Origin of the sequence: Sphingomonas sp. HMP9 (assembly GCF_013374115.1) — a bacterium.
Classification (GTDB): domain Bacteria; phylum Pseudomonadota; class Alphaproteobacteria; order Sphingomonadales; family Sphingomonadaceae; genus Sphingomonas.
The window spans coordinates 1,207,632-1,232,073 of sequence record NZ_AP022673.1 but is presented as its reverse complement, the minus strand read 5'-3'; the positions used below and the strand labels follow the sequence as shown (position 1 = coordinate 1,232,073).

The window sequence follows — 24,442 nt, the reverse complement described above, 5'->3', positions numbered from 1 at the left end:
ACCGCCTTCATGCCCGCTCGACCCGGTAGTTCTCGATCACCGTATTGGCGAGCAGCTTGCGGCACATGCCGTCGATCGTCGCGTCGTCGGTATCGTCGGCGACTTCCATCTCGATCAGCTTACCCTGGCGGACGTCCTGCACGCCCTCGAAGCCGAGGCTGCCCAGCGCATGGTGGATTGCCCGGCCCTGTGGATCGAGTACGCCGGGCTTCAATGTCACGAAAACCTTGAGTTTCATTTACTTGCCCCGGTTCTTGCGATGCTTTTCGAGGTCGAGGACGGCGTTGTCCGCACCTTCGGGCAACAGGCCAAGGCGGCGTGCAACCTCCTGATAGGCCTCGACTTCGCCGCCGAGATCGCGACGGAAGCGATCCTTGTCCATCTTCTCGTTGGTTTCCATGTCCCACAGGCGGCAGCCATCGGGGCTGATCTCGTCGGCGAGGATGATGCGACCAAAGTCGTTGTCGAAGATGCGACCGAATTCGAGCTTGAAGTCGACGAGGCGGATGCCGACGCCGGCGAACAGCCCGCACAGGAAATCGTTCACGCGGATCGCGAGGTCGGCGATGTCGTGCATCTCCTCCTGGCTCGCCCAGCCGAACGCGGCGATGTGCTCGTCGGAGATCATCGGATCGCCGAGCGCATCGTCCTTATAGTAATATTCGATGATCGTGCGGGGCAGCTTGGTGCCCTCCTCGATCCCGAGGCGGGTCGAGATCGAGCCGGCGGCGACGTTGCGCACGACGACCTCGATCGGGACGATCTCGACCTGGCGGATCAGCTGCTCGCGCATGTTGAGCCGGCGGATGAAGTGCGTCGGCACGCCGATATGATCGAGCAGCGTAAAGATGTGCTCGGAAATCCGGTTGTTGAGCACGCCCTTGCCGTTGATCGTGCCCTTTTTCTGGGCATTGAACGCGGTCGCGTCGTCCTTGAAATACTGGATCAGCGTGCCCGGCTCGGGACCCTCATAGAGGATCTTGGCCTTGCCTTCGTAGATCTGGCGGCGGCGAGCCATGCGCGGTCCCCTGGAAATCAAGCGGTGAAAATCGAGCGGCCCCGGCCTACGCGAAAAGCATCGCGAAGCCGAGGCCGGAATAGGCCGCGCCTATAGGCGAAGGGTGCGGGGGGTGCAATCGCGGCGCATGACGGCCCCCTGAAAACTGCCCACCGCCTTCATTGCGACGTCATCGCTGGGACGTCACCGCTGAGAGGGGGACGACATGGCGTCACGGTTCGTCGCGAGCGGTCCGCTGAGTCGACGATCGACGCGCGCGGACAATTTCGTCCACCAACGCTGGATCCAGCGCCGCCAAACCAGGACGCCCAGCAAGATCACGACCAGCGGCGGACCGAGTGCGGCCAAGACCCAGAGCAGTGCCGTGACGGTCAGGCCGATCGAGCCCAGCGCGGTGTCGCCGGCGTCTCGCAGACGATCGACCAGGCCTGTCCCCCGTCCTGTCGTATAGTCGAACGACATCGGCGTGTTGGCGAGGCTGTCGCGCTGTCCGGCTGCGGTCGCAGCCGCCGTCGTGGCCTGACCCAGCGCCATCGCCTGTTGCTGGCGGAGTTCGGCCCGTTCGCGAGGGGATAGATCGATGCGTGCCAGCTCGCGGTCGATCCGAGCGCGTTCGGTCGCGACGTCCGTCCGCTCGGTTGCGGTCGCCGCTGCGGCCGTAGCGACATCGGTTCCACTGATATCAGCACCCGTCAACGTCGCGCCGACGCTCTCCGCTTGCTTCACGCCAGCTCGACCAAAAGCGCGTGCCAAGGGGGCGGCGATCTTGACCGACAGGCTTGCGCTGACGTCACCTTGTTGCCCGACCGTGTAACGCAATCCCGTTATGCGGCAGCGTGTTGCGCCAAGGCGTTCGCAGGAACGGGCATGCTCCTCCTGAAGATCCGAGATCCGGGACGAGGGAAGTGCCAGGTCATAGCTATAGTCGAATGCGACTCCAGCAACAGAATTGCCTGCAATATCAGGCTCTCCCGCGCTGCTTTCAGGGCCCTTGCTGCACCCCGCCAAGGATAACGCGATAACGCCGGTCACAAACCACTTCATCGATAGTCTCCCGTAATCGATCGAAACACTATCGATTAGCTAGGATATACCGTCAAGCGTGCTCAGGTCACGGCGAGCCGTTGCGCGTAGACGGGGTCGCGCCAGCGTTCGGATTCTATCGTCTCGCGCACTATCTCGCCTGCACGCCAAACGTCCTCATGGCTCAGGTACAAGGGTGTCAGGCCCAAACGAAGGATGTCGGGGTCGCGGAAGTCGCCGACGACGCCGCGCGCTATGAGGGCTTGCGTGAGTTCATAGGCGTGCGAGTGGCGGAAGCTGATATGGCTGCCGCGTTTGGCCGGATCGCGGGGGCTGACACAAGCGAGGCCCAGCGCATCGCCGGCGGCGGCCAGGATATCGAAGAGTGCCGCGCTCTTTTTGGCAACGGCATGCTGGTCGATGTCGACCCAGAGATCGAGCGCGGTCTCCAGTGCGGCGGTCGAGAGCATCGCAGGCGTGCCGGCGAGCCAGCGTTTCATACCGGGCGCGGGGCGGTAGGCATCCTCGAACGCGAACGGCGCGGCGTGGCCCATCCAGCCGGACAACGGGCTGGCCAATGCGTCCTGCCAGCGATTGGCGACGTAGAGGAACGCAGGCGCGCCGGGCCCGCCGTTGAGGTATTTATAGGTGCAGCCGACCGCGAGATCGGCATTCGCGCCGTTTAGGTCGATGGGAACTGCTCCGATGCTGTGGCTCAAGTCCCAGAGCATCATTGCGCCGACATCGTGCGCGCGTGTTGTCCAGGCGGCCATGTCGAAGCGGTCGCTTGTCTTGTAGTGGACGTGCGTGAGCAGAAGCACCGCAACGTCGTCGTCGAGCGCGTCGGCGAGGTCTTCGCGCGCGACCACCTTCAGTCGCGCGCCGGGGACGCAGGCGACTGCACCTTCCGCGATGTGCAGGTCGGTCGGGAAGTTGCCGGCTTCGCTGAGGACCGTATGGCGGTTCGGGGTGCTGCGCAGAGCGGCGACCAATGCCTTGAACAGATGCGTCGAGGTCGTGTCGCCGATGATGACCTCGTCCGCGGCCGCACCGATCAGGGGTGCGATCTTGGCGCCGATCCGTTGGGGCGCATCGATCCAGCCTTCGTTCCAGCTGCGGATGAGCCGCTCGCCCCATTGCCGCGTGGCGACGTCGGCGAGCGCGGCTGGGGTCGCCTTGGGGAGCGCGCCGAGTGAGTTGCCGTCGAGATAGATCACGCCGTCGGGAAGGGCGAACCGGTTGCGGTACCCGGCGAGCGGGTCGGTCGCGTCGAGCAGGCGAGCGTCTTCGAGGGTCACTTGGTTTTCCCGAAATAGGACAGGATCAGGTGCTTGGCGTCGGCCCATGCGGGCGTCTCAGGCGCGATCAGTTCGACATGGCCGGTCGCGGGGATGGTGTGGAGCATGGCGGTGTCACCCACCGCCTTGGCCTTGGCCACATAGTCGGTGGCCATGACGAAGGGGATGATCCGGTCCTCGCGGCCATTGATCAGGTCCTGCTTCACGCCGAGCGGCAGGAGGCGCGGGACCGAGGTGTCGGCATACACGTCCGGATGCTGCGGGGTGGGCGTACCGACGAGCTTCGCGACGACGTCGGTGCCGCAGCCATTGTCCGCGTTTGCAGCCGTGGCTTCGAGATCGGGCAGGCCGCCAAGGCTGATGACGTGGCGGATGCGGACCGGGTGCGCCGTGGAGAGCGCGCTCGACGCGGCGAGCTTCCGGCGGGCGGCGAGCCATAAGGCCAGGTGGCCGCCCGCCGAATGGCCGATCGCGAGCACGCGGCGCGTGTCGAGGTTGAACCTCTTCGCGTTGACGGCGAGTTGGTCGGTAGCCATCGCCGCGTCGGCGAACGTGCCGGGATAGCCGCCGCCGATGCGATCGACGCCGCGATAGTCGATGTTCCAGACCGCGATGCCGGCGTTGCGAAGGTCGTCGGCGATCCAGTTCATCAGGCTGCGATCGGCGATGCTAGTCGTCCAGCAACCGCCATGGACCATCACTACCACCGGGACCGGTCCCCTGGCCTTGCCCTTGGGCAGCCAGACATCGACCTTCTGCATCTGGTCGGTGCCATAGTCGACGGTCGCATCGGGCACCGGTTTCGGCCGCTTGGTCAGGTCTGGCCATGTTAGCAGCTTGGGCGGTGGGGCTGTGGAATTTTGCGCCACGACTGGCGTGGACAGAGCGGCGAACGCGAGAAAGGCAAGGCGGATCATTGCGTTGGTGTAGCGGGCGGGATCGGCCGCGTCATGCGGGCATATCGCCCCGCCTGCGCGCGCGGGGGACGCGCTGCACGTTCATGCTTTGATCGTTTCGTTTCTGACTGCTATCGCTGGCGGCAATGGCCACCGATTTCAAAGACCCGTTCGACTCCATCGTCGATGCCCCGTTCGACAGCGCGTTGTCCGAGCGGTACCTCGTCTATGCGCTATCGACGATCACCGCGCGGTCGCTCCCCGATGTCCGCGACGGGATGAAGCCGGTGCATCGGCGCCTTCTTTGGGCGATGCGACTGCTCAAGCTCGACCCGGCGCAGGGGTACAAGAAGTGCGCGCGCGTCGTCGGCGACGTGATCGGTAAGTACCATCCACATGGCGACCAGTCGGTTTATGACGCGATGGTCCGCTTGGCGCAGTCGTTCGCGATGCGCTACCCGCTGGTCGACGGGCAGGGCAATTTCGGCAACATCGACGGCGATAACGCGGCCGCCTATCGCTATACTGAGGCGCGGCTGACTCAGGTCGCGATCGACCTGATGGACGGGCTCGACGAGGACGCGGTCGCGTATCGCCCGACCTATAATGGCGAGGATCACGAGCCCGAGCTGTTCCCGGGGCTGTTCCCCAATCTGCTGGCGAACGGTGCGAGCGGCATCGCCGTCGGGATGGCGACGAGCATCCCGCCGCACAACGCCGCCGAGTTGCTTGAGGCGGCGATCGTGTTGATCGATACGCCCGACGCGGACGATGCGGCGATCCTGGAGCATGTGAAGGGCCCCGACTTCCCGACCGGTGGTCTGGTCGTCGATCCGCCCGCGGTGATCCGCGAATCCTATGCGACCGGGCGCGGTGGCTTTCGCGTACGAGCGCGCTGGGAGACCGAGCGCGAAAAGGGCGGCGGCTGGCAGTTGATCGTCACCGAAATCCCGTACGGCGTGCAGAAGGGCAAGCTGATCGAGCAGATCGCCGATCTAATCAACGCCAAGCGGCTGCCGATCCTTGCCGATGTGCGCGACGAATCGGATACCGAGATCCGTATCGTGCTCGAGCCGCGCAGCCGCACGGTCGATCCGCAGATCCTGATGGACGGGCTGTTCCGGCTGACCGACCTCGAAACGCGGGTGAGCCTCAACCTCAACGTGCTCGACAAGGATCGCACGCCGCGCGTGATGTCCCTGCGCGAAGCGCTGGCGGCGTGGGTCGATCACCAGTTCGTGGTGCTGCGCCGGCGGACCGAGCATCGGCTCGCCAAGATCGCCGACCGGGTCGAACTGCTCGACGGCTATCTGATCGCGTATCTGAACCTCGACCGCGTGATCGAGATCATCCGCACCGAGGATGAGCCTAAGAAGGTGATGATCGCCGAGTTCGCGCTGACCGATCGCCAGGCCGAGGCGATCCTGAACATGCGGCTGCGCAGCCTGCGGCGGCTCGAAGAGTTCGAGATCAAGACCGAGCGCGACAAGCTCGACAAGGAGCAGGCGACGCTCGCCGCGCTGCTGGCCGACCCGAAGAAGCAGCGCGCGCGGATGAAGCGCGACATGGCCAAGATCCGCGATCGCTATGGGCTGGAGACGGTGCTCGGCAAGCGCCGGACGACGATCGAGGAACATGCGCCGACGCGCGACATCCCGTTGGAAGCGATGATCGAGCGCGAGCCGATCACCGTGATCCTGTCGCAGCGCGGCTGGATCCGGGCGATGAAGGGGCACAACGACCTGGCGAGCCTGGAGGCGTTGAAGTTCAAGGAAGGCGATGGCCCTGCCTTCGCGTTCCATGCGCAGACGACCGACAAGCTGTTGCTCGCGGCCGAAAACGGGCGGTTCTACACGCTGGCGGCGGACAAGCTGCCGGGCGGGCGCGGCTTCGGCGAGCCGGTGCGCGCGATGATCGACCTCGACGGCAGCGTCGGCATCGTCGCGCTACTGCCCGCGAGCCGGCATCCGAAACTGCTGGTGGTGGCGACCGACGGCCGTGGCTTCTCGGTGAGCAGCGCCGAAGTGATCGCCGAGACGCGCAAGGGCAAGACCGTGATGACCCCGCGGCCGGGAGCGCAGCTGAAGATCGTCCGCCCGATCGGCCCCAACGACGATTACGTCGCGGCGATCGGCGACAACCGCAAGATGCTCGTGTTTCCGCTGGCCGAGCTGGTCGAGATGACGCGCGGGCAGGGGCTGCAGTTGCAGCGCTACAGGGATGGCGGGCTGGCGGATGCGATCACGTTCGTGTTCGCGGACGGGTTGAGTTGGGCGATGGGCGGGGGTACCGGGCGGACCCGGACCGAATCGGACCTGGGGCCATGGCGCGCGGCGCGCGGTGCTGCGGGCCGGATGCCGCCGACCGGCTTCCCGCGCGACAATCGGTTCGGATAATGGATGAGAAAGACCCCATAAAGGGTCCTTCAGAGCCTCTTAACGAACGCGCGGTACCGGGGGGGATGCCATTGCCCGCCCTCGAAGAGACTGCAAGGCCGATCGTGACGAGCGATATGGTTGCGCGCGGGCTCGAACTCGTGCCGATCCCCGCCGTCCACGTCGTGTTGAACGCCGGGCAGTTCGAGCTGTTGGCCATGAACCGTGCCTATCGTCTGGCGGGGTTCGGCGTCGTTGCCGAGCGCTCGCCGATGATCGTCGAACTCGGCGATCAGATCCGCGCGTTTCTTGCGTCGCAGCAAACGCGGTCCGATTTCGACTGGGTCATGGGCGACGAGATCGACTGTCGACACTATCGCGTCACGATCGCGCGATCGGATCCCGGGTTTCGCGATCGGTGTACGGTGAGCTTCATCGACCTGACCTCGCAGGTGCAGACCGAGCGCAGTCTGCGCCGCGAGATGACGACCGACAGCCTGACGGGTCTGCTGAACCGCGACGGGTTTGCAGACCTGATCGAGGAGATCGAGGATCATGCGGCGAGCGCGGTGCTGGCGATCGATCTCGATCGGTTCGGCCGGCTCAATTCGTGCCTGGGCTCGCTGGCGGGCGACGAACTGCTCATCACCGTCGCGCGTCGGATCAAGGGTGCGCTGCGCGGGCGGGACACGCTGGCGCGGATCGGTGGCGATCAATTCGGTATCCTGATGTCGATCGATAATGATCGGGAGGAGGCGCAGGGGCTGGCCGATCGGATCCACCGGACGCTGACGACGCCGTTCCGGTTGACCGATTACGAGATCAGCGTCGAGTGCTCGGTCGGCATCGCCTTTGGCGCGGACGAGTCCGGCGACAGCGTCGAGCTCGTCCGCCACGCGCAGTTCGCGGTCAAGCGTGCGAAGGTCAGCGGTCGCGCCGAATTCTACCAGGTCCAGGATTTCGCGATCGCTCGCGCCCAATTCGGCATGGAGACCGCGCTGCGACGCGCGATCGAGCACCGCGACCTGCGGCTGGCGTATCAACCGATCTGCGATCTCGCGACTGGTCGGATCGTCTCGTTCGAGGCCTTGGCGCGCTGGACCGACCAGGACGGGCATGAACATTCGCCGACCGAATTCATCGCCGTTGCCGAGGAGTCGGGACTGATCGTGCCCCTGGGTCGATGGGCGATCGAGGAGGCGGCGCACACGCTGGCGCGCTGGGATGCCGCGAGTGGCGGGCCATGCGGCGTGAGGCTGGCGGTGAACCTCTCGGCGATCCAGCTGCAGCGCGATGCGATCGCGCCGGTGCTACAGGCCGCGCTCGACTCGACGGGGCTGGCCGGAAACCGTTTCACGCTCGAGCTCACCGAAAGCGCGATCGTGTCGGACCCCGACCGGATAGCGGTTACGATGCACGCGCTGAAGGCGCTTGGCACGAACCTGGCCATGGACGACTTCGGCACCGGCTATTCGAATCTGGCCTCCCTCCAGAAGCTGCCGATCGACATCCTCAAGATCGATCGCAGCTTCGTGACCGGGATGCTGGCGGACCGCGACAAGGTGTCGATCGTCCGGGCGATCCTGAGCCTGGCGCAGGCGCTCGGGATGCGGACGACGGCCGAGGGGATCGAAACGAACGAGCTCGCGCAGACCCTGGCGGCTTTGGGTTGTACGTATGGGCAGGGGTATTTCTACGCGCGGCCGCTTGAGGCGGATGCGGCGTATGCGATGATCCAGCCCGGCGTTACACCGAACTAGGCGGAGACGGCGGCCACCAGTGCGTCGGCGATGGCTGCCACGCGTCCCGCGTCGGGAAACCCCTCCTTGATCCACTGCGTCTCGACCCGGCGCAGCATTGCCGCGACATCCGGACCTTTGCGAAGTCCGCGTTCGACCAGCGCCCCCCCGGAGAACGGAAACGCGGGCGGCGTCCAGTCCTTGATGGCAGATACGTCCGCGCCCGCGATGAACAGGCGGTCGATCGCTCCGGGCACGCCGACGCGATAGGCCAGTGCGCGCGGACCTTCTTCACCGGGGCCGGCGGTGGCGGCAATCAGACGTTTGCGGTCGAGATTGGATAGCTTCAGTCGCGCGCCGACCGCTTCGGCCGCAGCAGGCGCGATCGCCATGGCAAGCCGACGGATCGGGTCCGGCGCGATACCGGCGTCCGTCTCGCGTTCGGCCAGGAGGCCAAGACGCGCGGCTCCCGCAGCGTCGATCTCGGGCAGCACCGCGCGGAAGATGCCGCGCTCGACCATCAGTGCCACGACCGGGACCGCGTTGGCGGCGACCAGCAGCTTGAGCACTTCGCTAGCGATGCGTTCGCGGGAAAGCGCCATCAGGTCGTTGGCACGCGCGGTACACGCGTCGAGGCCTGCCGCGTCGATCGTCGTGCCGAACCGTGCGTGGAAGCGGAAGAAGCGGAGAATCCGCAGATGATCCTCGGCAATCCGCTGCAACGGGTCGCCGATGAAGCGGACGCGCCGTGCCGCGAGATCGTCGAGGCCACCGAAATAGTCGAAGATCTCGCCCGTTGCCGGATCGGCATAGAGTGCGTTCATCGTGAAGTCGCGTCGTGCCGCGTCCTCGCGCCAGTCGTCGGTATAGGCGATGATCGCGTGACGACCGTCGGTCGAGACGTCGCGACGCAGGGTCGTCACCTCGATCGGACCCGCGGCGGTGACGGCTGTGATGGTGCCGTGCGCGAGGCCGGTCGGAACCGCCTTGATCCGGGCGTCCTGCAGACGTTCGATCACCTCCTGCGGGGGCAGGCGGGTGGCGATGTCGACATCGGCGACGTCGATCCCGAGCAACGTATCGCGTACCGCGCCGCCGACGAAGCGCGATTCGCCGTCGCCACCTGCGCCACCTGCGCCGAGCACCTTGGTCAGTGCGTCGAGGCCCTCGCGGTCGCGCCACGATGCGCCGGGGAGTATCAAGACCATCTCAGGCGACGCGCGAGGTTGACGATCATCGCGGCGGTCGCGCCCCAGATGCGGCGCTCGTTCCACATGATCTCGTAATAATGCCGGTCGTGGCCCTGCCATTCGAGCGTCGCCTCGACATGGTTCGCGTCGTCGAGCAGGAATGCGAGCGGGACCTCGAAGACGCTGGCGACTTCGGCTTCGCTAGGCGTAAAGACCAGGTCCGGGGGGATGATACCGATCACCGGCGTCACCTGGAACCCGGTGACGGTACGGTAGCTGTCGGCCTCGCCGATCACCCGAACCTGATCGCGCGGCAGTGCGATCTCCTCCTCGGCCTCGCGAAGGGCGGCCGTGACGATGTCCTCGCCGGGATCGATCCGGCCGCCGGGGAACGCGATTTGGCCGGGATGGCGGCTCATCGTATCGGTCCGCTGGGTCAGGATCACGCCGGGATTGGCGCGGTCGGTCACTGCGATCAGGACCGCGGCGGGCAGCAGCGTGTCGGCGGCGGTGAGATCGCCGTCATGCTGGTCGCCGGTCAGCAGGATCATGTGCGACCCGGCGCCCTTCGCCAGCGCCGCGGTCAGCCGTTCCGTCAGGCTCATGCAGCGGGCTCCAGCGAGAAGAACGCGCCGTCGCTCCACAGCCCAGCCGGCGTCGCGTCGTCGGCGATCGCGCGCTCGGCAAGTTCGTAATAGACCGAGCGGACGACGAGCGCCTCCATCCCGCCTCGCACGGCGAGATAGGGGCGCGGACCATCGATATCCTCGACGAAGCGCAAGGGATGCTCGGGGCCTGCCGTGACCAGGTCGCCGGTGTTGAGCCGGAAGGCGAGCTTCGACTCGCGACCGATGCCCTCGGCCTTCATCTCGACCGCGATGAACGGTGCGTCCTCGACCTCGATATCGAGCTTTTCGACGGGCGTGACGAGGACGTGGCTGCCGTCGGGCTCGCGACGCAGGATCGTCGAGAACAGTCGGACCATCGCCGGACGGCCGATCGGTGACCCCTGGTGATACCAGGTGCCGTCACGCGCGATCCGCATCTCGCTGTCGCCACAGTGCGTCGGGTTCCATTTCTCGACCGGCGGCAATTTTGCTTCTTCGACGAGCTTGGCGATCTCGGCGAGGCTGAGCGAGGCGATATCGGGAATGGAATCCATGGGCATGGCGGCGGACTAGGCGGGGAGGGGGCCGAGGTAAAGCGGCGCCTTATGCGGATGCGGTGGCCCGGATGCTTTCTGCCAGGCGCGGCCCCAGCATCCCGGCGTTGTCCGGCACCGCATCGCCGCGCGCGAGCAGGCGGTGGCGCTCGACCGGGCCGGGCGCGTTCCAGCGTCCGGTGCGCTCCGCCGAAAAGCCGAAGAAGCGGCCGTAATACTCGGGGTCGCCGATCAGCATGAGCGCATGGTCGAGGCCTTCGCCAGTCGCAGCATCGAGCGCCTGGGCCATCAGGCGGCGACCGATGCCGTCGCCCTGATGACCGGGCGCAACGGCGACGGGGCCGAGCATGATCAGGGACACCATCCTGTCCTCGGCGACCAGGGCGATCGGCCAGCACTGGATCGAGCCGACGAGCGTGCCATCCTCGACAGCGGCGAAGCTGAGCGCGGCGACTGGTTTGGCGCCACCACGGATCGTGTAGGCCGTGCGCGTGAACCGGTCGGGGCCGAAGGCGGCATCGAGCAGCATCTCGACCGCGGTCGGGTTGATGTTGGCAAGGGGGACGAGAGTGATCAACGGCATCTCCTGCCCCGAATGCGCCGTATAAACGCGAAGGGCAGCGCGCTTTAGCCCCGGCGACGCTGAACGCAAGGATAACCGGACCGACGCCGGTGCCACCCTTCATCTGTGCGGTTCCGCGCGAAGCCACGCCTTTCTTCTCGCCGTACGTCTGCTAGAGGCGCGACCATGGAAGACAGTCTTCAACTCGAAGTCCACGATCTCGAAGTGCAGGTCCTGACCGGCATCTATTCGGAAGAGACGCATTTGCCGCAGCCGCTGCGGATCTCGCTGACCGTCGACATGGTCTGCCCGAAGCGATTCGCGCCGGATACGCCGCTGTCGGCGTCGAAGAACTATCTCGACCTCAAGAACGCCGCGACTACGGCGCTGCCGCCGGGCGTACATTTCACGCTGATCGAAGGCGTCGCGGACCATATCTGCGAGACGCTGTTCCTGCAGGATGCGCGCGTGCTGCGGGTGATGGTGAAGATCGTGAAGCTGGCGATCGCCGAAGCCGACGAGGCGATCGGCGTGACGCTCGTCCGCCATCGCCGCTGATCCGCGTGCTGCTGATACTCGAACGGGGTGGGGATATCGCGACGCTCGTGCGCGGCGTGGCGGGCGGATCGCGAGTCGTGCTGATCCCGGCGACTTTCGATCCGCTGGCGATGGCGCAGGCGCGGGCGGCGATCGGGCCACTCGCGATCGAACTGGCACCTGCGGTTCGGGTGAATGCGGTCGTGGCGCCTGAAGGCGCCGATCCGGCCGACGTGGAGGCCGCCGTGACGTTTCTTGAAAACGCGCCATCGACCACCGGGCAGCTACTCGAATTGGGCTGAGGGGTAGCGACCACATCCCCGCATCCTGACTTTCGTCAGGACCGCGGAGATTCGTCAGGCTCCGCCGACCGTCGATCCGCCTAGCTCTTGCGAGTCCGCCCGCACGGCCCGAGCGCATTCAGGACGAACGCATAGTCCTCGCGAGCGATGGTCGCGTCCGCCGCCTCCAGCGATCCTGTGCTTTTCTCCGGCAAGGCCTGCGGCAACGCACAGCTCAGCCGGTACCAGAGCAACGTCTCCTGGGCGGGGGGCGCAGCCGACTCGTCGACGATTTCGCTCAGCGCGACCGCCCAGCGCGGCTGCTCGCCGGGACGCCGCAGCACCGACAGCGATACGGGGCGCTGGTCCGCCGTGGTCAGGAAGATCTGGGTCTCGCCCTCGCCGGGCAGCGCGCCCGGCACGTGGAACGCGTTGCCGACGCCGGTGATGACCGGGGGGGCGTCGCTGGCGAGCGCATCGCGGGCGATCTTTCGTGCGCGCGCATCCGCGGTCGGCGTCCAGTCCAGTTGCGCGTCGGGCGCCACCAGCTGGACCTGGTTCACTGCGCCGGGCACCGGTCGGGCGAAAATCAGCACGCGAGCCTTCTTGAATTTGGGCACGCGGCCGGCCTCATCGGGCATCACGTCGAGCAGATAGCCGATTCGCGGCGGCAACCCGTCCGCACCGCGAACCAGCGCGGTGACGTCGACCTCGACATATAGTCTGACATGACCCGCTGCGAGATCCGGTGCCTCGGCTGGCTTGATCTTCGTCGTCGATCGGACGGTCGCATCGGCGATGACCGGCGCGGCCAGCACGAGGTCCGCAATGTCGGAATATCCAATGCCACCAACCGCATCGCGCTGCACCGCACCCGGCGAAACCCTCTCATTATCGGCGGAAACCTGGGGTGAAACCTGGGCATGAACGGCAGCGAAAGGCGCCACAGCGAAGGTGATGGATAGGGCCGAAGCCGTAACGTGAAGGAGACGATTCATGGGATCAGGCTACGCCACGCAAGCTGAACGATACAGAAATAATTCTGCCATCGAACGGTTGTACGTTTGTTGCGTCTGACAAAGCGTTTGCGTGTCGCAGTACGTGGCGATAGGACTTGGGCACTGCCCCGTGGTTATTCCGGCCAACGGCAGACGTATGCGTCGCGTACCGAGTACGAACCATGCGTACGGAGCAGGCAGATTAAGGGAGTGTCGTTTCTGAATGGCCTATACTGACCAGAAGATGTCCGGAGGCAAAATCGTCGCGATCGTCATCGTCGCGCTGATTCATGCGGCCTTGGGCTACGCTTTCGTCACGGGCCTCGCGTACCAGTACGTGAAAAAGGCCCAAGAAAAGATGACGACGTTCGACGTGGAGCCGCCACCGCCGCCGCCTCCGCCCGACGAGCCCCCGCCGCCGCCGCCTGACCAGCCCAACCTGCCGCCGCCACCGACCACGGTCGTGACGCCGCCGCCTGTCGTGGTCACGCCGCAACCAGCGCCTGCGCTGACGACGTCGAGCATCATCCCTCGGTTCCAGCCGACGGCACCGCCGTCGCCGCCGGCACCGCCGGCACCGGCTGCACCGCCGGCACCGCGCGTGTCGCAGGCTGCTGGTCTGAAGGGTAACCCAGGGCAGTATTTCGGCGCGGACAATTATCCGCCGTCGGCACAGCGCGAGGGTGCTCAGGGACGTGTTTCGGCGAAGCTGACGATCGGTACGGATGGTCGCGTGTCCGACTGTTCGGTGACGTCGTCCAGCGGCAATACGACGCTGGACGACGCGACCTGCCGGATCTCCAAGGCGAAGGTGCGTTTCACCCCGGCCAAGGACGAGAATGGTAACGCCATGACGTCGTCGTATCAGCTGAACATCAGGTGGGTCCTGCCAGAAGATTGATCCACCTACCGTCAACCGCACCAGATAAAATTCAGTCAGAGGACTAAGCGAACATGATCACCACCATTCTTGCAGCGGCAGCACCCGCCGCAGCCGACGCCAACCCGTACGGCCTGCAAGCCGCACTCCGCGAAGGCGGCCTGATCTCGCAGACCGTGTTCGGCATTCTCGTGCTGATGTCGGTCGTGTCGTTCTACATTCTGTTCTCGAAGCTGTTCGAGCAGCAGAAGATCATTGGCCAGGGCAAGCGCGTCCGTCAGGCCTTCTGGTCGTCGAACTCCTTGCGCGAAGGTTCGGCCAAGCTCGAGAAGAACTCGGCCTACAAGCAGATCGTCGACGACGGTCTGGCTGCTCAGGAGCAGCATTCGAAGCTGACCGATCCGGTCGAGGCGCATGACTGGCTGCACGGTTCGCTCGCGCGTTCGGAAGCCGCGATCAACTCGAAGCTGGGTGGCGGTCTCGCCTTCCTCGCGACGGTCGGTTCGGTTTCGCCGTTCATCGGTCTGTTCGGTACGGTTATCGGCATCTACCGCGCGCTCGTGAAGATCGGCGCATCGGGCCAGGCATCGATCGACAAGGTCGCAGGCCCGGTCGGCGAAGCGCTGATCATGACCGCACTCGGTCTGGTCGTCGCGGTTCCTGCCGTTCTGTCGTACAACTGGCTGCAGCGCCGCAACAAGTCGATCGCTGAGGACCTGTCGGCCTTCTCGAACGACGTGCTGGGCTTCCTTGCTTCGAACGGCGCCGTGCGTCCGTCGATCGCATCGGGCGCCAAGCCGGTTCCGGCCAAGCCCGTCACGACGACCACGACTGCCGGCCAGACCGGCGGCGTACCGCGCGCTAACTAAGACGCGAAAAGGCGGGGCCTGCTGTTCGCAGCGGCCCCGCTTCATTGCCGCCGGCGGTTCCGGTGGCGATTATATGGATAGGATAGTTCGCACATGGCGATGAGTGTTGGTGGCGATTCCACCGAGAGTTCGATATCGGACATCAATACGACGCCGCTGGTCGACGTCATGCTCGTGCTCCTGATCATCTTCCTGGTGACGACGACCGTCGCGGTGCAGGCCGTGCAGCTGAAGCTGCCGGATGTTCGCTTCGATCCGACGATGACCAAGCCCGAGAACGTCTCGCTGTCGGTAACGTCCGCCGGTGGTCAGTGCCAAGTGTTCTGGGGTCTTTCGCCGGTTACGCATGAAGAGTTGCTGCAGCGCGCCGTCGACAAGCTGAAGGCGGAGATCGCACGTCAGGGCGGTGTCAACGCGGTTGGTCTCGAATTGCCCGAGGCGCATATTCGCGGTGACGTGAACGCACCGTATCGTTGCATCGGCGCCACGATCTACACGATGCAGCAGGCCGGGTTCGCCCGCGTCGGCTTCATCTCCGAACCGCCTCCCGGCGGCACCACCGAACGCTGATGCCGAACGCTGATGGCCGATCGGACGTATTTAGGAGTAGTATAAAATGGCAATGAGCGGCGGCAAAGAAGACGGCGCGCCGATGATGGAAATGAACATGACGCCGTTGATCGACGTCCTGCTCGTTCTCCTCATCATGTTCATCATCACGATCCCGATCCAGACGCATGCGGTCAAGGTCGACCTTCCGGTCAACAGCAAGAACCAGCCGCAGAACCCGGTCGATCCGCAGAAGAACAAGATCTCGATCGATCCTGCTGGTACGGTTGCCTGGAACGGTTCGCCGGTCGACGAGGTGACCCTGCGCCAGTATCTGGATCAGTCCGCCGGCATGTCGCCCGAGCCCGAACTCCACTTCCAGCCCGATCCGGAATCGAAGTATGAAGTGGTGGATCGCACGCTGGCCGTGATCAAGCGGTCCGCGATCACCAAGCTCGGCTTCATCGGCAACGAGCAGTATCGCAACGCCTTCTAGGCTGCACTGCGTACAGTAACGAACGTCCAAAGGGCGGTCCTCCGGGGCCGCCCTTTTTCGTTGCGCGAGCGGGCCGGACGGCGGCGGGATCCGAGCAGCGGAGCGTGCTGGGATATATCGACAGGGACGGGCCCTACGGCTGGGCGAACTTGATCAATGTACTTGTGCCACAGTCATCGAAGTGACACACCGTTGTCACAAAAGTGAAACCTTCCGAAACGCGAAGGTCAGTGGAGATGGATGATGCGCCAGACCGTTCTGTTCGTTCTCGCAACCCTGGGCGCCGCGACGCCGGCCTTGGCGGACCAGTCCACAACGGTGGATCGCACTGGTTATACGGCGATCGCGGCGGGTGACCTGTCTACGGCGGAACAGCGCATCGTCGCGGAGCGGAGGATCTTTCCGCAGCGCCCCGAACTGATGCTGAACCTTGCCTCGGTGTATCACCGCACCGGTCGCGACTCGGAAGCACGCGCGCTGTATGCCGCGGTGCTGGAGCGGCCCCCGGTCGCCATGGATCTGCCGTCGGGCGCGGTGGTGTCGTCGCACGACTTGGCGAGCCGCGCGCTCGCCCGGCAATCACAGCAGATCGCGACTCGCTGAGCGTGATCCGGCGTTCGTGATCGCGGATGGGATGCCTCTTCTTGTTCTCCCGCGAAGGCGGGAGCTCAGTCTGGGTCCCCGCCTTCGCGGGGAAACACGAGGGGGACGGTCGGTAGGATATCGACGACAAGACCGGCACGGGCTGACGCTTTTGCTTGTTACGCACCTCGCCACGATGGCGCAGTACGCACTGCACTGCACTACACTGCACTACCCCGGCGAAGGCCGGGGCCCAATTGGGAACGCCGCCAACGGAGTGGCGAGAGTCGTTACTCAGACCTTCCCACTTGGACCCCGGCCTTCGCCGGGAAGGTTGCGAGGGGAGATGCGATGCATACCGTGCATTCAGATGTCAGACACATCATCTGCGGGGACGGGAGACCGCAGACGCGAGCTTCGGCCGGTCGGGAGCAACGATAGGACGGACTCAAACCTCCGCGTCCATCCGCCTTGGCTCGCTTGAACCCCAAACCCCAAACCCTAAAGCCGCGGCAGCGTCACCCCGCGCTGGCCCATATATTTCCCCGCACGGTCGGCATAGCTCACCTCGCAGGGCTCGTTCCCCTTGAGGAACAGGAACTGGCACGCGCCCTCGTTGGCGTAGATTTTGGCCGGCAGCGGCGTGGTGTTGGAGAATTCCAGCGTCACATGCCCCTCCCATTCCGGCTCCAGCGGCGTCACGTTGACGATGATCCCGCAGCGCGCATAGGTCGACTTGCCAAGGCAGATCACCAGCACGTCTCTCGGCACGCGGAAATATTCGACGGTGCGGGCAAGTGCGAAGCTGTTCGGCGGGATGATGCAGACGTCGGTCTTGCGATCGACGAAACTGTTCGCGGCAAAGTCCTTGGGGTCGACGATCGCGCTGTCGACGTTGGTGAAGATCTTGAATTCGTCCGCGACACGCGCGTCATACCCATAGGACGATAGCCCGTACGATATGCACCCGTCGCGGCGCTGCGCCTCGTGGAACGGTTCGATCATCGCATCGCCCAGCGCGCGCTCGCGGATCCAGCGGTCGGACATCACGGACATGGCAACTCCCTTTTCGCGAGCGGCTTTCGCGCGGATGCGGCCAGACGGCAAGAGGCGCGAGGCGAATCACGTGCGATCCCGGCTCGTCCTGCTTTCTCGGACCCCAGTCCCCGCCCGCGTGCGTTGGCTATTGATGCGTCCGGGCAGTGCCGTCACAATGCGCCGTCACGATCGCCGCGATCGAGACCGAGATCGAGACCGCGATCGAGACTGCGCCGTCGGTGCTGGCCCGGTGGCTACGAGGGAAGCTGGCTTGAAGTTCATCGAGACTCCGTCACCCAATTTCGACGATCGTTCGCTGCCCATCACGATGATCGTGTTGCACTATACGGGAATGCAGGACGGGGCATCGGCGATCGCCCGTCTGCGCGACCCCGAGGCGAAGGTGTCGTCGCATTACCTGGTCGAGGAAGACGGCACGGTCCTGCGGATGGTCGCCGAGGACAAGCGGGCTTGGCATGCGGGCAAGTCGCATTGGCGCGATGTCGAAGACGTCAATTCCGCGAGCGTCGGCATAGAGATCGTCAATCCGGGCCATGAATTCGGCTATCGCCCGTTCCCGCCCGAGCAGATCGCATCGGTCGTTGCGCTGGTCGCCGAGATCAAGGACCGGCATGAGATCACGCGCGGCAACATCGTCGGCCATTCGGATATCGCGCCGACCCGCAAACGCGATCCGGGCGAACTGTTCCCCTGGCACGAACTGGCGCGGCGACGGCTGGCGTTGCCGCGCCCGACCCGGAACTTAATGGATCCGGGCTGGACCGAAGGCGGCTTTTGCCTCGCACTCGAACGATTCGGCTACGACGTCGAGAACCGGATGGCGGCGACGATGGCGTTCCAGCGCCGCTTCCGCCCCGAACTGGTCGACGGCGAGGTCGATGCCGAGTGTCGCTGCATCCTGCTGGCGTTGCTGCTTCCCAAGCCGATGGGCGACGACTGATCATCCTCCCGCTGGTGAGGCAGGTTGATCGCGCTCGCTAAAAACGGTGGTGCATCGCACCCGCCCGCGCTAGGGCCTCGCTCGCCAGAGGGTCGGGCGGCCGCGGGGGTGTTGTAATGGCATCCGCGAGGAAAGTCCGGGCTCCGCGAAACGACGGTGCCGGGTAACGCCCGGCGAGGGTGACCTCAGGGAAAGTGCCACAGAGAGCAGACGGCCAACCCTCGGCGCAAGCCGGGGCGGTCAGAGTGAAAGGGTGCGGTAAGAGCGCACCGCGCGTCTGGTAACAGGGGCGGCACGGCAAACCCCACCGGGAGCAAGATCGAATAGGGGTGGCACATGGGCTTCGTTTCAGCTCGTCACCCGGGTTGATTGCTTGAGGCGGCGGGCAACCGTCGTCCTAGAGGAATGGTCGCCTAACTTCCGCACCGAAGGGTCGGAAATGGACAGAACCCGGCTTACAGACCCTCTGGCATCCTTCCCCGAACCATTGCAGACTGCGCGCACGTAAAGCGTGGGGTGCGACGTGGGGGATATGATGCGGATCAAGAGGATTGCGCTATCGAGTGCGGGCGCGCTGGCGATGGCGACCGGGCTGGTGCCGGTTGGTGCCCAGACGCCGCCTTCCACGCCACCATCGACAACGATCCAACAGGATTTCGACGCAGCAACCGCGCTCGATGCGAAGCCCGATCGTGCGGCGTCGCTGGCAGCGTGGGAAAAGCTGGAGACACGGACCAAGGCCGGGTCGCGCAGCCACGGCATCGTGCTGGTCCGCAAGGCACCGACGCTGTTCGCGCTGAACCGCGCCGACGAATCGGTCAAGGCCGCGCGGGCGGGACTCGCCTTGCTTCCGGCGGACGATGCCAGTCTTGCGGAAGACCGGACCCGCGCTTTCCTGATCCTGGGCCAGGTTGCAACCGATACGCTCGATTATGCGGGCGCCGTGACCGCGCTGCAGCAGGCGGAGTCGAGCGCGATCAGTACCTCCGACAAGCTCGGCGCGATGCTGGCGCTGGTCACCGCGCAGATCTTCATCGATCCCACCGCTGCGGCGGCGACCCTGGCACGCAGCGACGCGCTGATCGGCACGGTGAAGCTCGACAAGAGCGTCGCTGCGCGGTTCGCGCGCCAGCGGACCCTCCTCAAGCTCAACACTGGCGATATCGCCGGCGCCCGCGCCAGCGCGTTGCAGGCGATCAGGCTTCTCGGCGGTCTCGAAACGGACAAGGTCGACATCATGGATGCCTCCGCGCGGTCCGACGCCGCAATCGCGTTCCTCCTGAGCGGCAATGCGGACGAGGCACGGCGGTACATGGCCTATACCGGTGCAGGGCGCATGGTGAAGGGATCGTTCGACCCTGCCGCCGAGATGCGTTCGCCGGATTGCGGCGGCGATGCCGGGCTCAAGCCGCAGGACGTCGCGGTGGTCGAATTCAACATCGCATCCGACGGAACGATCGACCAGGCGGTGCCGATCTACGCCGCTGGTGGCGGACAGGTCGCGCTGGAGTTCGCGCGCGCGGTCAAGGGATGGTCATGGCCTGCCGAGCAGGTGCAGGCGATTCCGCCGTTCTATCGCTATCACGTGCGGGTCGAGATGCGCTGTTCCACGGCGTTCGAGCGTCCGTCGATCGGCGACGGGCTGGACGGAGTCCTGGAGCAGTGGCTCTCCAGCAAGGGCGTCGCGGTTGCGCCCGAACCGACCGGTTCGCAAGCGGCCGCGCTGGCCGGGCAGCGTGCCGAACTGGCATCGGCGACCGCGCAGTCGCCCAAGGGGCTGCGTACGCTTGCCGCGATCTATCGTCTGACGAACAATCCCACCGTTGCGCGGGAGGAGCGTGCGGCCTTGGCTGCCCGGGGTCTGGCGATCGCGGTCGCCAACGATGCGCCGCCGAGTGCGCGACTGAACTTCGACCTGCCGGGACGCGTCGATGCGGTGACCGATATCTGGAGGCCGGGGGTATTCGAACGGACGCTGACTCCTATGGTGTCCGAACCCGTCTATGCCAACGATCCGCAGGCCCGCGCCGCGATCAGGCTGATGATGGTCGATGGTGCCGTCGCGCGGACACGAAAGTCGGAAAAGAACGACACGGCGATCGTGACCCTGCGCCAGGTGGCCGACGACAAGGCGTTGAAGTCCAACGATCCGCTGCGCGTCGGTGCGCTGATCCGGATCGCATCGATTGAAGAGCGCAACGGCCAGATCGATGCTGCGCGCGCGACGTTCGCGTCGAGCGGCCTGACCGCAAGTCAGTGCGCGATCATGGACGCGCCGCCCAAGATGGTATCCAAGCCGGGATCGGAGGCGTTCCCGATGGAAGCGATGCGGTGGGGGTTCGAGGGGTGGACTCAAGTCCAGTTCGACATCGGCGCGGACGGCAACGTCATCAACCAGCGCGCGCTGCTGAGCTATCCACCGTTCATCTTCTCGGAAGCGGGCACGAAGTTTTTCACCCGGGCGAAATACGCGAAGACCTATCGACCCGGCGGTGGTCTGGGATGTGGCGCCACGACGACCCGGATCAAGTTTCTGCTGCCCGAATCGGCACACCGCGCGTCGTGACATTACGCCGGCGCCTACCCACCACCATGGGTAGGCGCCGGCAGGCTTACATGAGCACCTTGTCCGGCCGCCCGATGTCTTCGAGCACGGTGGTCGAATCGATCTCCATCATCGGTTTGATGAGCCCGTCGCGGATGTCGTAGACCCAGCCGTGGAGCAGCACTTCCTGCCCGCGGGCAAACGCACCCTGGATTGTCGCGGTGCGCGCGAGGCGAACGAGCTGGTCGCGGACGTTGACTTCGACCAGTCGGTTGACCTTCTGCTCGCGGTCGGGCTGCGCGTCGATCTCGTCGGCATGGTCGTGCAGGACGCAGCGCGCGGTGCTGAGCCAGTCGTCGACCGGGCCGGTCGTGCCGCCGTCGAGCGTCGCGCGGATCCCACCGCACGCATAATGACCGCAGATGATGATGTGCCGCACGCCCAGCACGTCGACCGCATATTGCAGCACCGACATCAGGTTCGTGTCGTCGTCTTTGACCAGGTTGGCGATGTTGCGGTGGATGAACATGTTACCCGGCGGCGTCATCGTCATCTGTTCCGGGCCGACGCGGCTGTCCGAACACCCGATCCAAAGGAATTCGGGGTTCTGCCCGACCAGCTGGCGCTGGAAGAAGTCGGCGCTCTCCTCGATGATCTCGGCCGCCCACGCCTTGTTGGCGAGCAGGAGTTGCTTGTACTGCCTCATGCGAAACGAACCTCGGTCTGGGGGGCGTTGATCAGCTTCACCGTGCGCAGCGCCAGATCGCCGCGGATCAGTACGGTGATGCCGCGATACGCAGCGCCCTTGATGAACGCGTTGATGATGTCGACGTTGTCAAGATCGACATAGCTGGTCGACGACAGGTCGATCAGCAGGTTGGCATTGTCCGGCACCCGGTCGAGCGACTTCTGCAATTCGTATTTATGGATGAAGTAGAGGTTGCGGCGGGCGCGGACGAGGCAGTCCTCGTCGTGGCAGGCAAAGGTGATCGCGGTACGGAAGTTGCGCGCGACGACGAACACGAAGCCGACCGCCAAGCCGATCACGATGCCCTCGAGCAGGTCGGTGAACAGGATCGCGCCGACCGTGACGACGAACGGGATGAACTGCGTCCAGCCTTGCTTGAATCGCTCCGTGTAGAGCTTGGGCTTGGTCAGCTTGTAGCCCGTCGCGATCAGCACCGCGGCCAGCGCCGACAGCGGGATCAGGTTCAGCACCGCCGGGATCAGCGCGACGCTGGCAAGCAGCCAGAAACCGTGCAGTATCGTCGACAGCTTGCTCTCGGCCTTCGCATCGACGTTGGCGGACGAACGCACGATCACCGAGGTGACGGGCAACCCGCCGATCAGGCCCGACAGGATATTGCCGCCGCCCTGCGCCATCAGCTCCCAGTTCTTGTCGGTCGAGCGGCGACGCGGGTCGATCTCGTCGACCGCCTTGACGCTCAGCAGCGATTCGAGGCTGGCCACGATCGCGAGCGTGACCGCGCTGGTCCAGACGACGCCCATGGTGATGCCGGAGAAGTCGGGGAAGGTGAACAGCGACGGGAATTGCGACAGCGTTTCGGTGATCGGCACCTGGACGAGATGCGTCGCCTTCAGCTGCCATTCGGGCTTCACCGCGCCGAGCAGCATGTTGCCGAAGATCCCGATCAGCACGACCACCAGCGGGCCGGGGACGAAGCGCAACGGGCCGTTCTTCGGCTTGGCGCCGTCCCACCAGAACAGGAAGGCCAGGCTGACCGAGGCGATCAGGATCGCGCCGGGGGTGACGGCCGCGCTGAGGCTGTCGAGGATCCGCGAGAAGGTGTTGATGCCGTTCGCCGTCGAGAATTCGAAGATCCCCTCGGCCTCGCGGTCGAACCCGACTGCGTGCGGGATCTGCTTGAGGATCAGGATCAGGCCGATCGCGGCAAGCATCCCGGTGATGACCGACGACGGCACGAATTCGCTGAGGATGCCCGCGCGGGTGAGCGAGAAGCAGATCTGGAGCACGCCCGCGAGCACGACCGCCATCAGGAACATCTGGTAGCTCGGCATGCTCTCGATCGCGGTGAGCACGATCACGGTCAGGCCGGCGGCGGGGCCGCTGACCGACAGCGGCGACTTCGAGAACAGGCCGACCGCGATACCGCCGACGATCCCCGAGATGATGCCCGCGAACAGCGGCGCACCCGACGCGAGCGCGACGCCGAGACAGAGGGGCAGCGCGACGAGCGCGACGACGATGGAGGCGGGAAGATCCGCGCGCCATGTGGTAAGCTTTGGAATGAGAGTCGGCACCGATGCTCCTGTCGCTGAGGTGTCGGCTGGGAATACGTCCGACCCGGACGCGTCTATCCATGCCACATGACAAATAGTTCATGTTCAGTAATCGATGAATGGTGACTGACTCAAGGCGGAATGTTGCACCGCGGCAGATTGTCGGACGATCCGCGGTATCTCTTGATCGTCGCCTATGGTTGCGTTGTCCGTAGGGACGCCTATCTCGGGCCGCTATGGCTCGAAGCACTACACGTTCGTCCGACTGGGGTTTTCCGCGCTGGCGCGCCTATGGCGCGAGCACCGAGGCGGTGACGGTCCGGCTGTGCGACCGGCATGGCTGCAACGAGCCCGGCAATTGTCCGGCACCCAAATCGCCCAACAGCCCCGACCGGTGGTATTTCTGCATGCATCACGCAGGTGAATATAACCGCGGCTGGAATTACTTCGAGGGGCTCAGCGCGGAGGAAGCGGCCGAGCGCGAGGCGGCGGAGACGCGTACGGCGGACGGCTATACCGATCCCAAACATTATGCTTGGGCGGGGTCCGGCGACGGCAGCCGGTCGCGCGACGAGATGCGCGCGCTCGAGGTGCTGGACCTGGAACCCGACGCGACGTTCGAGGACGTGCGCGCGGCTTGGCGCCGGATGGCCAAGGCGAACCATCCCGACGTGCGGCCTGGCGACAAGGATGCGGCGACGCGGTTCCAGGGCGTGCAGGCCGCGTATGAGGTGCTGAAGGTGGCCGAAGACCAGCGGACATGGAAACCGGCGTGATCCGCGTTCTGGCCAGCCGCTGGCAAGGAAGCGTGCTGGTCTGCGGCAAATGTTCGAAGAAGATCGGCGGCGGCTTCGGCGACAAAGGCAGCACGCCGCTGGTCAAGCTTTTGCGCAAGGGGCTTGGGCTGAAGAAGGGCCGCAAGGCGGACCGCGGCGTCGTCGAGGTGAAGTGCCTCGGCGTATGTCCGAAGAATGCGGTGGTGATGGTGGACGGGGCACGGCCGGACCGGTGGATGTTGGTACCGGCGGGTGCCGACGTTGAAGACGTCGTCGCGACCCTTACCGACCCTAGCGTGCCCTTACCCTCGCCGCCTTCGGCGTCTCGCCCTCTCTCCGCCGGGGAGAGGGAAGGGGCCCGGCCGGCGCTGGCCGGGTGGGAAGGGTGAGGGCACGGTCTTCGCG

Annotated in this window: 26 protein-coding genes and 1 other RNA gene; 14 read left to right on the top strand and 13 right to left on the bottom strand. The window is 65.3% G+C overall.

Going from position 1 to position 24,442, the window contains the following annotated elements:
* Nucleotides 1-7: 7 nt before the first annotated feature.
* From purS to HMP09_RS05370, 5 genes are all read right to left on the bottom strand, one after another.
* On the bottom strand, nucleotides 8-238 hold the full coding sequence (purS, locus tag HMP09_RS05390) for a phosphoribosylformylglycinamidine synthase subunit PurS (protein ID WP_176499520.1): 231 nt from the start codon (nucleotides 236-238) through the stop codon (nucleotides 8-10).
* Nucleotides 239-1,018: a phosphoribosylaminoimidazolesuccinocarboxamide synthase gene (gene purC, locus HMP09_RS05385; protein ID WP_056050712.1), complete on the bottom strand. Its 780-nt coding sequence runs from the start codon at nucleotides 1,016-1,018 to the stop codon at nucleotides 239-241.
* 183 nt (nucleotides 1,019-1,201) lie between these two features.
* Entirely contained in the window at nucleotides 1,202-1,837 is a 636-nt protein-coding gene (locus HMP09_RS05380; protein ID WP_232090692.1) for a hypothetical protein, read from the bottom strand.
* Nucleotides 1,838-2,124: 287 nt separating this feature from the next.
* A complete protein-coding gene (kynU, locus tag HMP09_RS05375; RefSeq protein WP_176499518.1) occupies nucleotides 2,125-3,339 on the bottom strand; it encodes a kynureninase in 1,215 nt (404 codons plus the stop codon).
* A complete protein-coding gene (locus HMP09_RS05370; RefSeq protein ID WP_176499517.1) occupies nucleotides 3,336-4,256 on the bottom strand; it encodes an alpha/beta hydrolase family protein in 921 nt (306 codons plus the stop codon). Before HMP09_RS05370 ends, kynU begins: the two co-directional genes overlap by 4 nt.
* A 125-nt stretch (nucleotides 4,257-4,381) precedes the next feature.
* Here HMP09_RS05370 and parC point away from each other — a divergent pair, with 125 nt between their 5' ends.
* Nucleotides 4,382-6,631 (top strand): DNA topoisomerase IV subunit A, encoded by a 2,250-nt coding sequence (gene parC, locus HMP09_RS05365; RefSeq protein WP_176499516.1) that lies wholly within the window; start codon nucleotides 4,382-4,384, stop codon nucleotides 6,629-6,631.
* A gap of 65 nt (nucleotides 6,632-6,696) precedes the next feature.
* The gene (locus HMP09_RS05360; RefSeq protein WP_176499515.1) at nucleotides 6,697-8,370 is read left to right on the top strand and encodes a putative bifunctional diguanylate cyclase/phosphodiesterase; all 1,674 of its coding nucleotides are present in this window, start codon (nucleotides 6,697-6,699) and stop codon (nucleotides 8,368-8,370) included.
* On the opposite strand, the gene HMP09_RS05355 is transcribed toward HMP09_RS05360, so the two are convergent.
* From HMP09_RS05355 to HMP09_RS05340, 4 genes are read right to left on the bottom strand one after another with little or no spacing between them, the layout of a single operon-like run.
* Complete coding sequence (locus tag HMP09_RS05355; protein WP_176499514.1) at nucleotides 8,367-9,557, bottom strand: CCA tRNA nucleotidyltransferase; 1,191 nt, start codon at nucleotides 9,555-9,557, stop codon at nucleotides 8,367-8,369. The two genes, HMP09_RS05360 and HMP09_RS05355, sit on opposite strands and share 4 nt — an antisense overlap.
* Entirely contained in the window at nucleotides 9,548-10,144 is a 597-nt protein-coding gene (locus HMP09_RS05350; protein ID WP_176499513.1) for a CoA pyrophosphatase, read from the bottom strand. Before HMP09_RS05350 ends, HMP09_RS05355 begins: the two co-directional genes overlap by 10 nt.
* The gene (locus tag HMP09_RS05345) at nucleotides 10,141-10,707 is read right to left on the bottom strand and encodes a DUF1285 domain-containing protein (protein ID WP_176499512.1); all 567 of its coding nucleotides are present in this window, start codon (nucleotides 10,705-10,707) and stop codon (nucleotides 10,141-10,143) included. Before HMP09_RS05345 ends, HMP09_RS05350 begins: the two co-directional genes overlap by 4 nt.
* Nucleotides 10,708-10,750: 43 nt before the next feature.
* Complete coding sequence (locus HMP09_RS05340; protein WP_176499511.1) at nucleotides 10,751-11,278, bottom strand: GNAT family N-acetyltransferase; 528 nt, start codon at nucleotides 11,276-11,278, stop codon at nucleotides 10,751-10,753.
* A gap of 171 nt (nucleotides 11,279-11,449) precedes the next feature.
* Here HMP09_RS05340 and HMP09_RS05335 point away from each other — a divergent pair, with 171 nt between their 5' ends.
* Complete coding sequence (locus HMP09_RS05335; protein ID WP_176499510.1) at nucleotides 11,450-11,821, top strand: dihydroneopterin aldolase; 372 nt, start codon at nucleotides 11,450-11,452, stop codon at nucleotides 11,819-11,821.
* A gap of 5 nt (nucleotides 11,822-11,826) precedes the next feature.
* Complete coding sequence (locus tag HMP09_RS05330; protein WP_176499509.1) at nucleotides 11,827-12,102, top strand: Rossmann fold domain-containing protein; 276 nt, start codon at nucleotides 11,827-11,829, stop codon at nucleotides 12,100-12,102.
* A gap of 80 nt (nucleotides 12,103-12,182) precedes the next feature.
* Here HMP09_RS05330 and HMP09_RS05325 read toward each other — a convergent pair whose 3' ends face one another.
* Nucleotides 12,183-13,028: a hypothetical protein gene (locus HMP09_RS05325; RefSeq protein ID WP_332103267.1), complete on the bottom strand. Its 846-nt coding sequence runs from the start codon at nucleotides 13,026-13,028 to the stop codon at nucleotides 12,183-12,185.
* A 274-nt stretch (nucleotides 13,029-13,302) separates the two neighbouring features.
* Here HMP09_RS05325 and HMP09_RS05320 point away from each other — a divergent pair, with 274 nt between their 5' ends.
* From HMP09_RS05320 to HMP09_RS05300, 5 genes are all read left to right on the top strand, one after another.
* A complete protein-coding gene (locus tag HMP09_RS05320) occupies nucleotides 13,303-13,980 on the top strand; it encodes an energy transducer TonB (protein WP_176499507.1) in 678 nt (225 codons plus the stop codon).
* 53 nt (nucleotides 13,981-14,033) lie between these two features.
* Nucleotides 14,034-14,828 carry a MotA/TolQ/ExbB proton channel family protein gene (locus HMP09_RS05315; protein WP_107961979.1) on the top strand — a complete coding sequence of 265 codons (795 nt, stop codon included), beginning with the start codon at nucleotides 14,034-14,036 and terminating at the stop codon, nucleotides 14,826-14,828.
* Between the two features lie 93 nt (nucleotides 14,829-14,921).
* Entirely contained in the window at nucleotides 14,922-15,398 is a 477-nt protein-coding gene (locus HMP09_RS05310) for an ExbD/TolR family protein (RefSeq protein WP_176499506.1), read from the top strand.
* A gap of 46 nt (nucleotides 15,399-15,444) precedes the next feature.
* Nucleotides 15,445-15,873, top strand: coding sequence for an ExbD/TolR family protein (locus tag HMP09_RS05305; RefSeq protein WP_176499505.1), 429 nt, complete (start codon nucleotides 15,445-15,447; stop codon nucleotides 15,871-15,873).
* A gap of 243 nt (nucleotides 15,874-16,116) precedes the next feature.
* On the top strand, nucleotides 16,117-16,476 hold the full coding sequence (locus HMP09_RS05300) for a tetratricopeptide repeat protein (protein ID WP_176499504.1): 360 nt from the start codon (nucleotides 16,117-16,119) through the stop codon (nucleotides 16,474-16,476).
* A gap of 480 nt (nucleotides 16,477-16,956) precedes the next feature.
* Here the strand turns inward: HMP09_RS05300 and dcd are convergent, their stop codons facing one another.
* Nucleotides 16,957-17,511: a dCTP deaminase gene (dcd, locus tag HMP09_RS05295; protein WP_055878967.1), complete on the bottom strand. Its 555-nt coding sequence runs from the start codon at nucleotides 17,509-17,511 to the stop codon at nucleotides 16,957-16,959.
* A 253-nt stretch (nucleotides 17,512-17,764) separates the two neighbouring features.
* Between dcd and HMP09_RS05290 the strand changes: the two genes are divergently transcribed.
* The 3 genes from HMP09_RS05290 to HMP09_RS05280 all read left to right on the top strand — a co-directional run bounded on the left by HMP09_RS05290 (nucleotide 17,765) and on the right by HMP09_RS05280 (nucleotide 21,020).
* On the top strand, nucleotides 17,765-18,454 hold the full coding sequence (locus HMP09_RS05290; RefSeq protein ID WP_176499503.1) for an N-acetylmuramoyl-L-alanine amidase: 690 nt from the start codon (nucleotides 17,765-17,767) through the stop codon (nucleotides 18,452-18,454).
* 84 nt (nucleotides 18,455-18,538) lie between these two features.
* An RNA gene (gene rnpB, locus HMP09_RS05285) (RNase P RNA component class A) lies at nucleotides 18,539-18,928 on the top strand.
* 58 nt (nucleotides 18,929-18,986) lie between these two features.
* Nucleotides 18,987-21,020, top strand: coding sequence for an energy transducer TonB (locus HMP09_RS05280; RefSeq protein ID WP_176499502.1), 2,034 nt, complete (start codon nucleotides 18,987-18,989; stop codon nucleotides 21,018-21,020).
* A 46-nt stretch (nucleotides 21,021-21,066) separates the two neighbouring features.
* On the opposite strand, the gene HMP09_RS05275 is transcribed toward HMP09_RS05280, so the two are convergent.
* On the bottom strand, nucleotides 21,067-21,705 hold the full coding sequence (locus HMP09_RS05275; protein WP_176499501.1) for a carbonic anhydrase: 639 nt from the start codon (nucleotides 21,703-21,705) through the stop codon (nucleotides 21,067-21,069).
* Complete coding sequence (locus tag HMP09_RS05270; RefSeq protein ID WP_176499500.1) at nucleotides 21,702-23,282, bottom strand: SulP family inorganic anion transporter; 1,581 nt, start codon at nucleotides 23,280-23,282, stop codon at nucleotides 21,702-21,704. Before HMP09_RS05270 ends, HMP09_RS05275 begins: the two co-directional genes overlap by 4 nt.
* 215 nt (nucleotides 23,283-23,497) lie before the next feature.
* Here HMP09_RS05270 and HMP09_RS05265 point away from each other — a divergent pair, with 215 nt between their 5' ends.
* The gene (locus HMP09_RS05265) at nucleotides 23,498-24,037 is read left to right on the top strand and encodes a J domain-containing protein (RefSeq protein WP_176499499.1); all 540 of its coding nucleotides are present in this window, start codon (nucleotides 23,498-23,500) and stop codon (nucleotides 24,035-24,037) included.
* Nucleotides 24,022-24,426, top strand: coding sequence for a (2Fe-2S) ferredoxin domain-containing protein (locus HMP09_RS05260; protein WP_232090687.1), 405 nt, complete (start codon nucleotides 24,022-24,024; stop codon nucleotides 24,424-24,426). Before HMP09_RS05265 ends, HMP09_RS05260 begins: the two co-directional genes overlap by 16 nt.
* The last annotated feature ends 16 nt before the right edge of the window (nucleotides 24,427-24,442 follow it).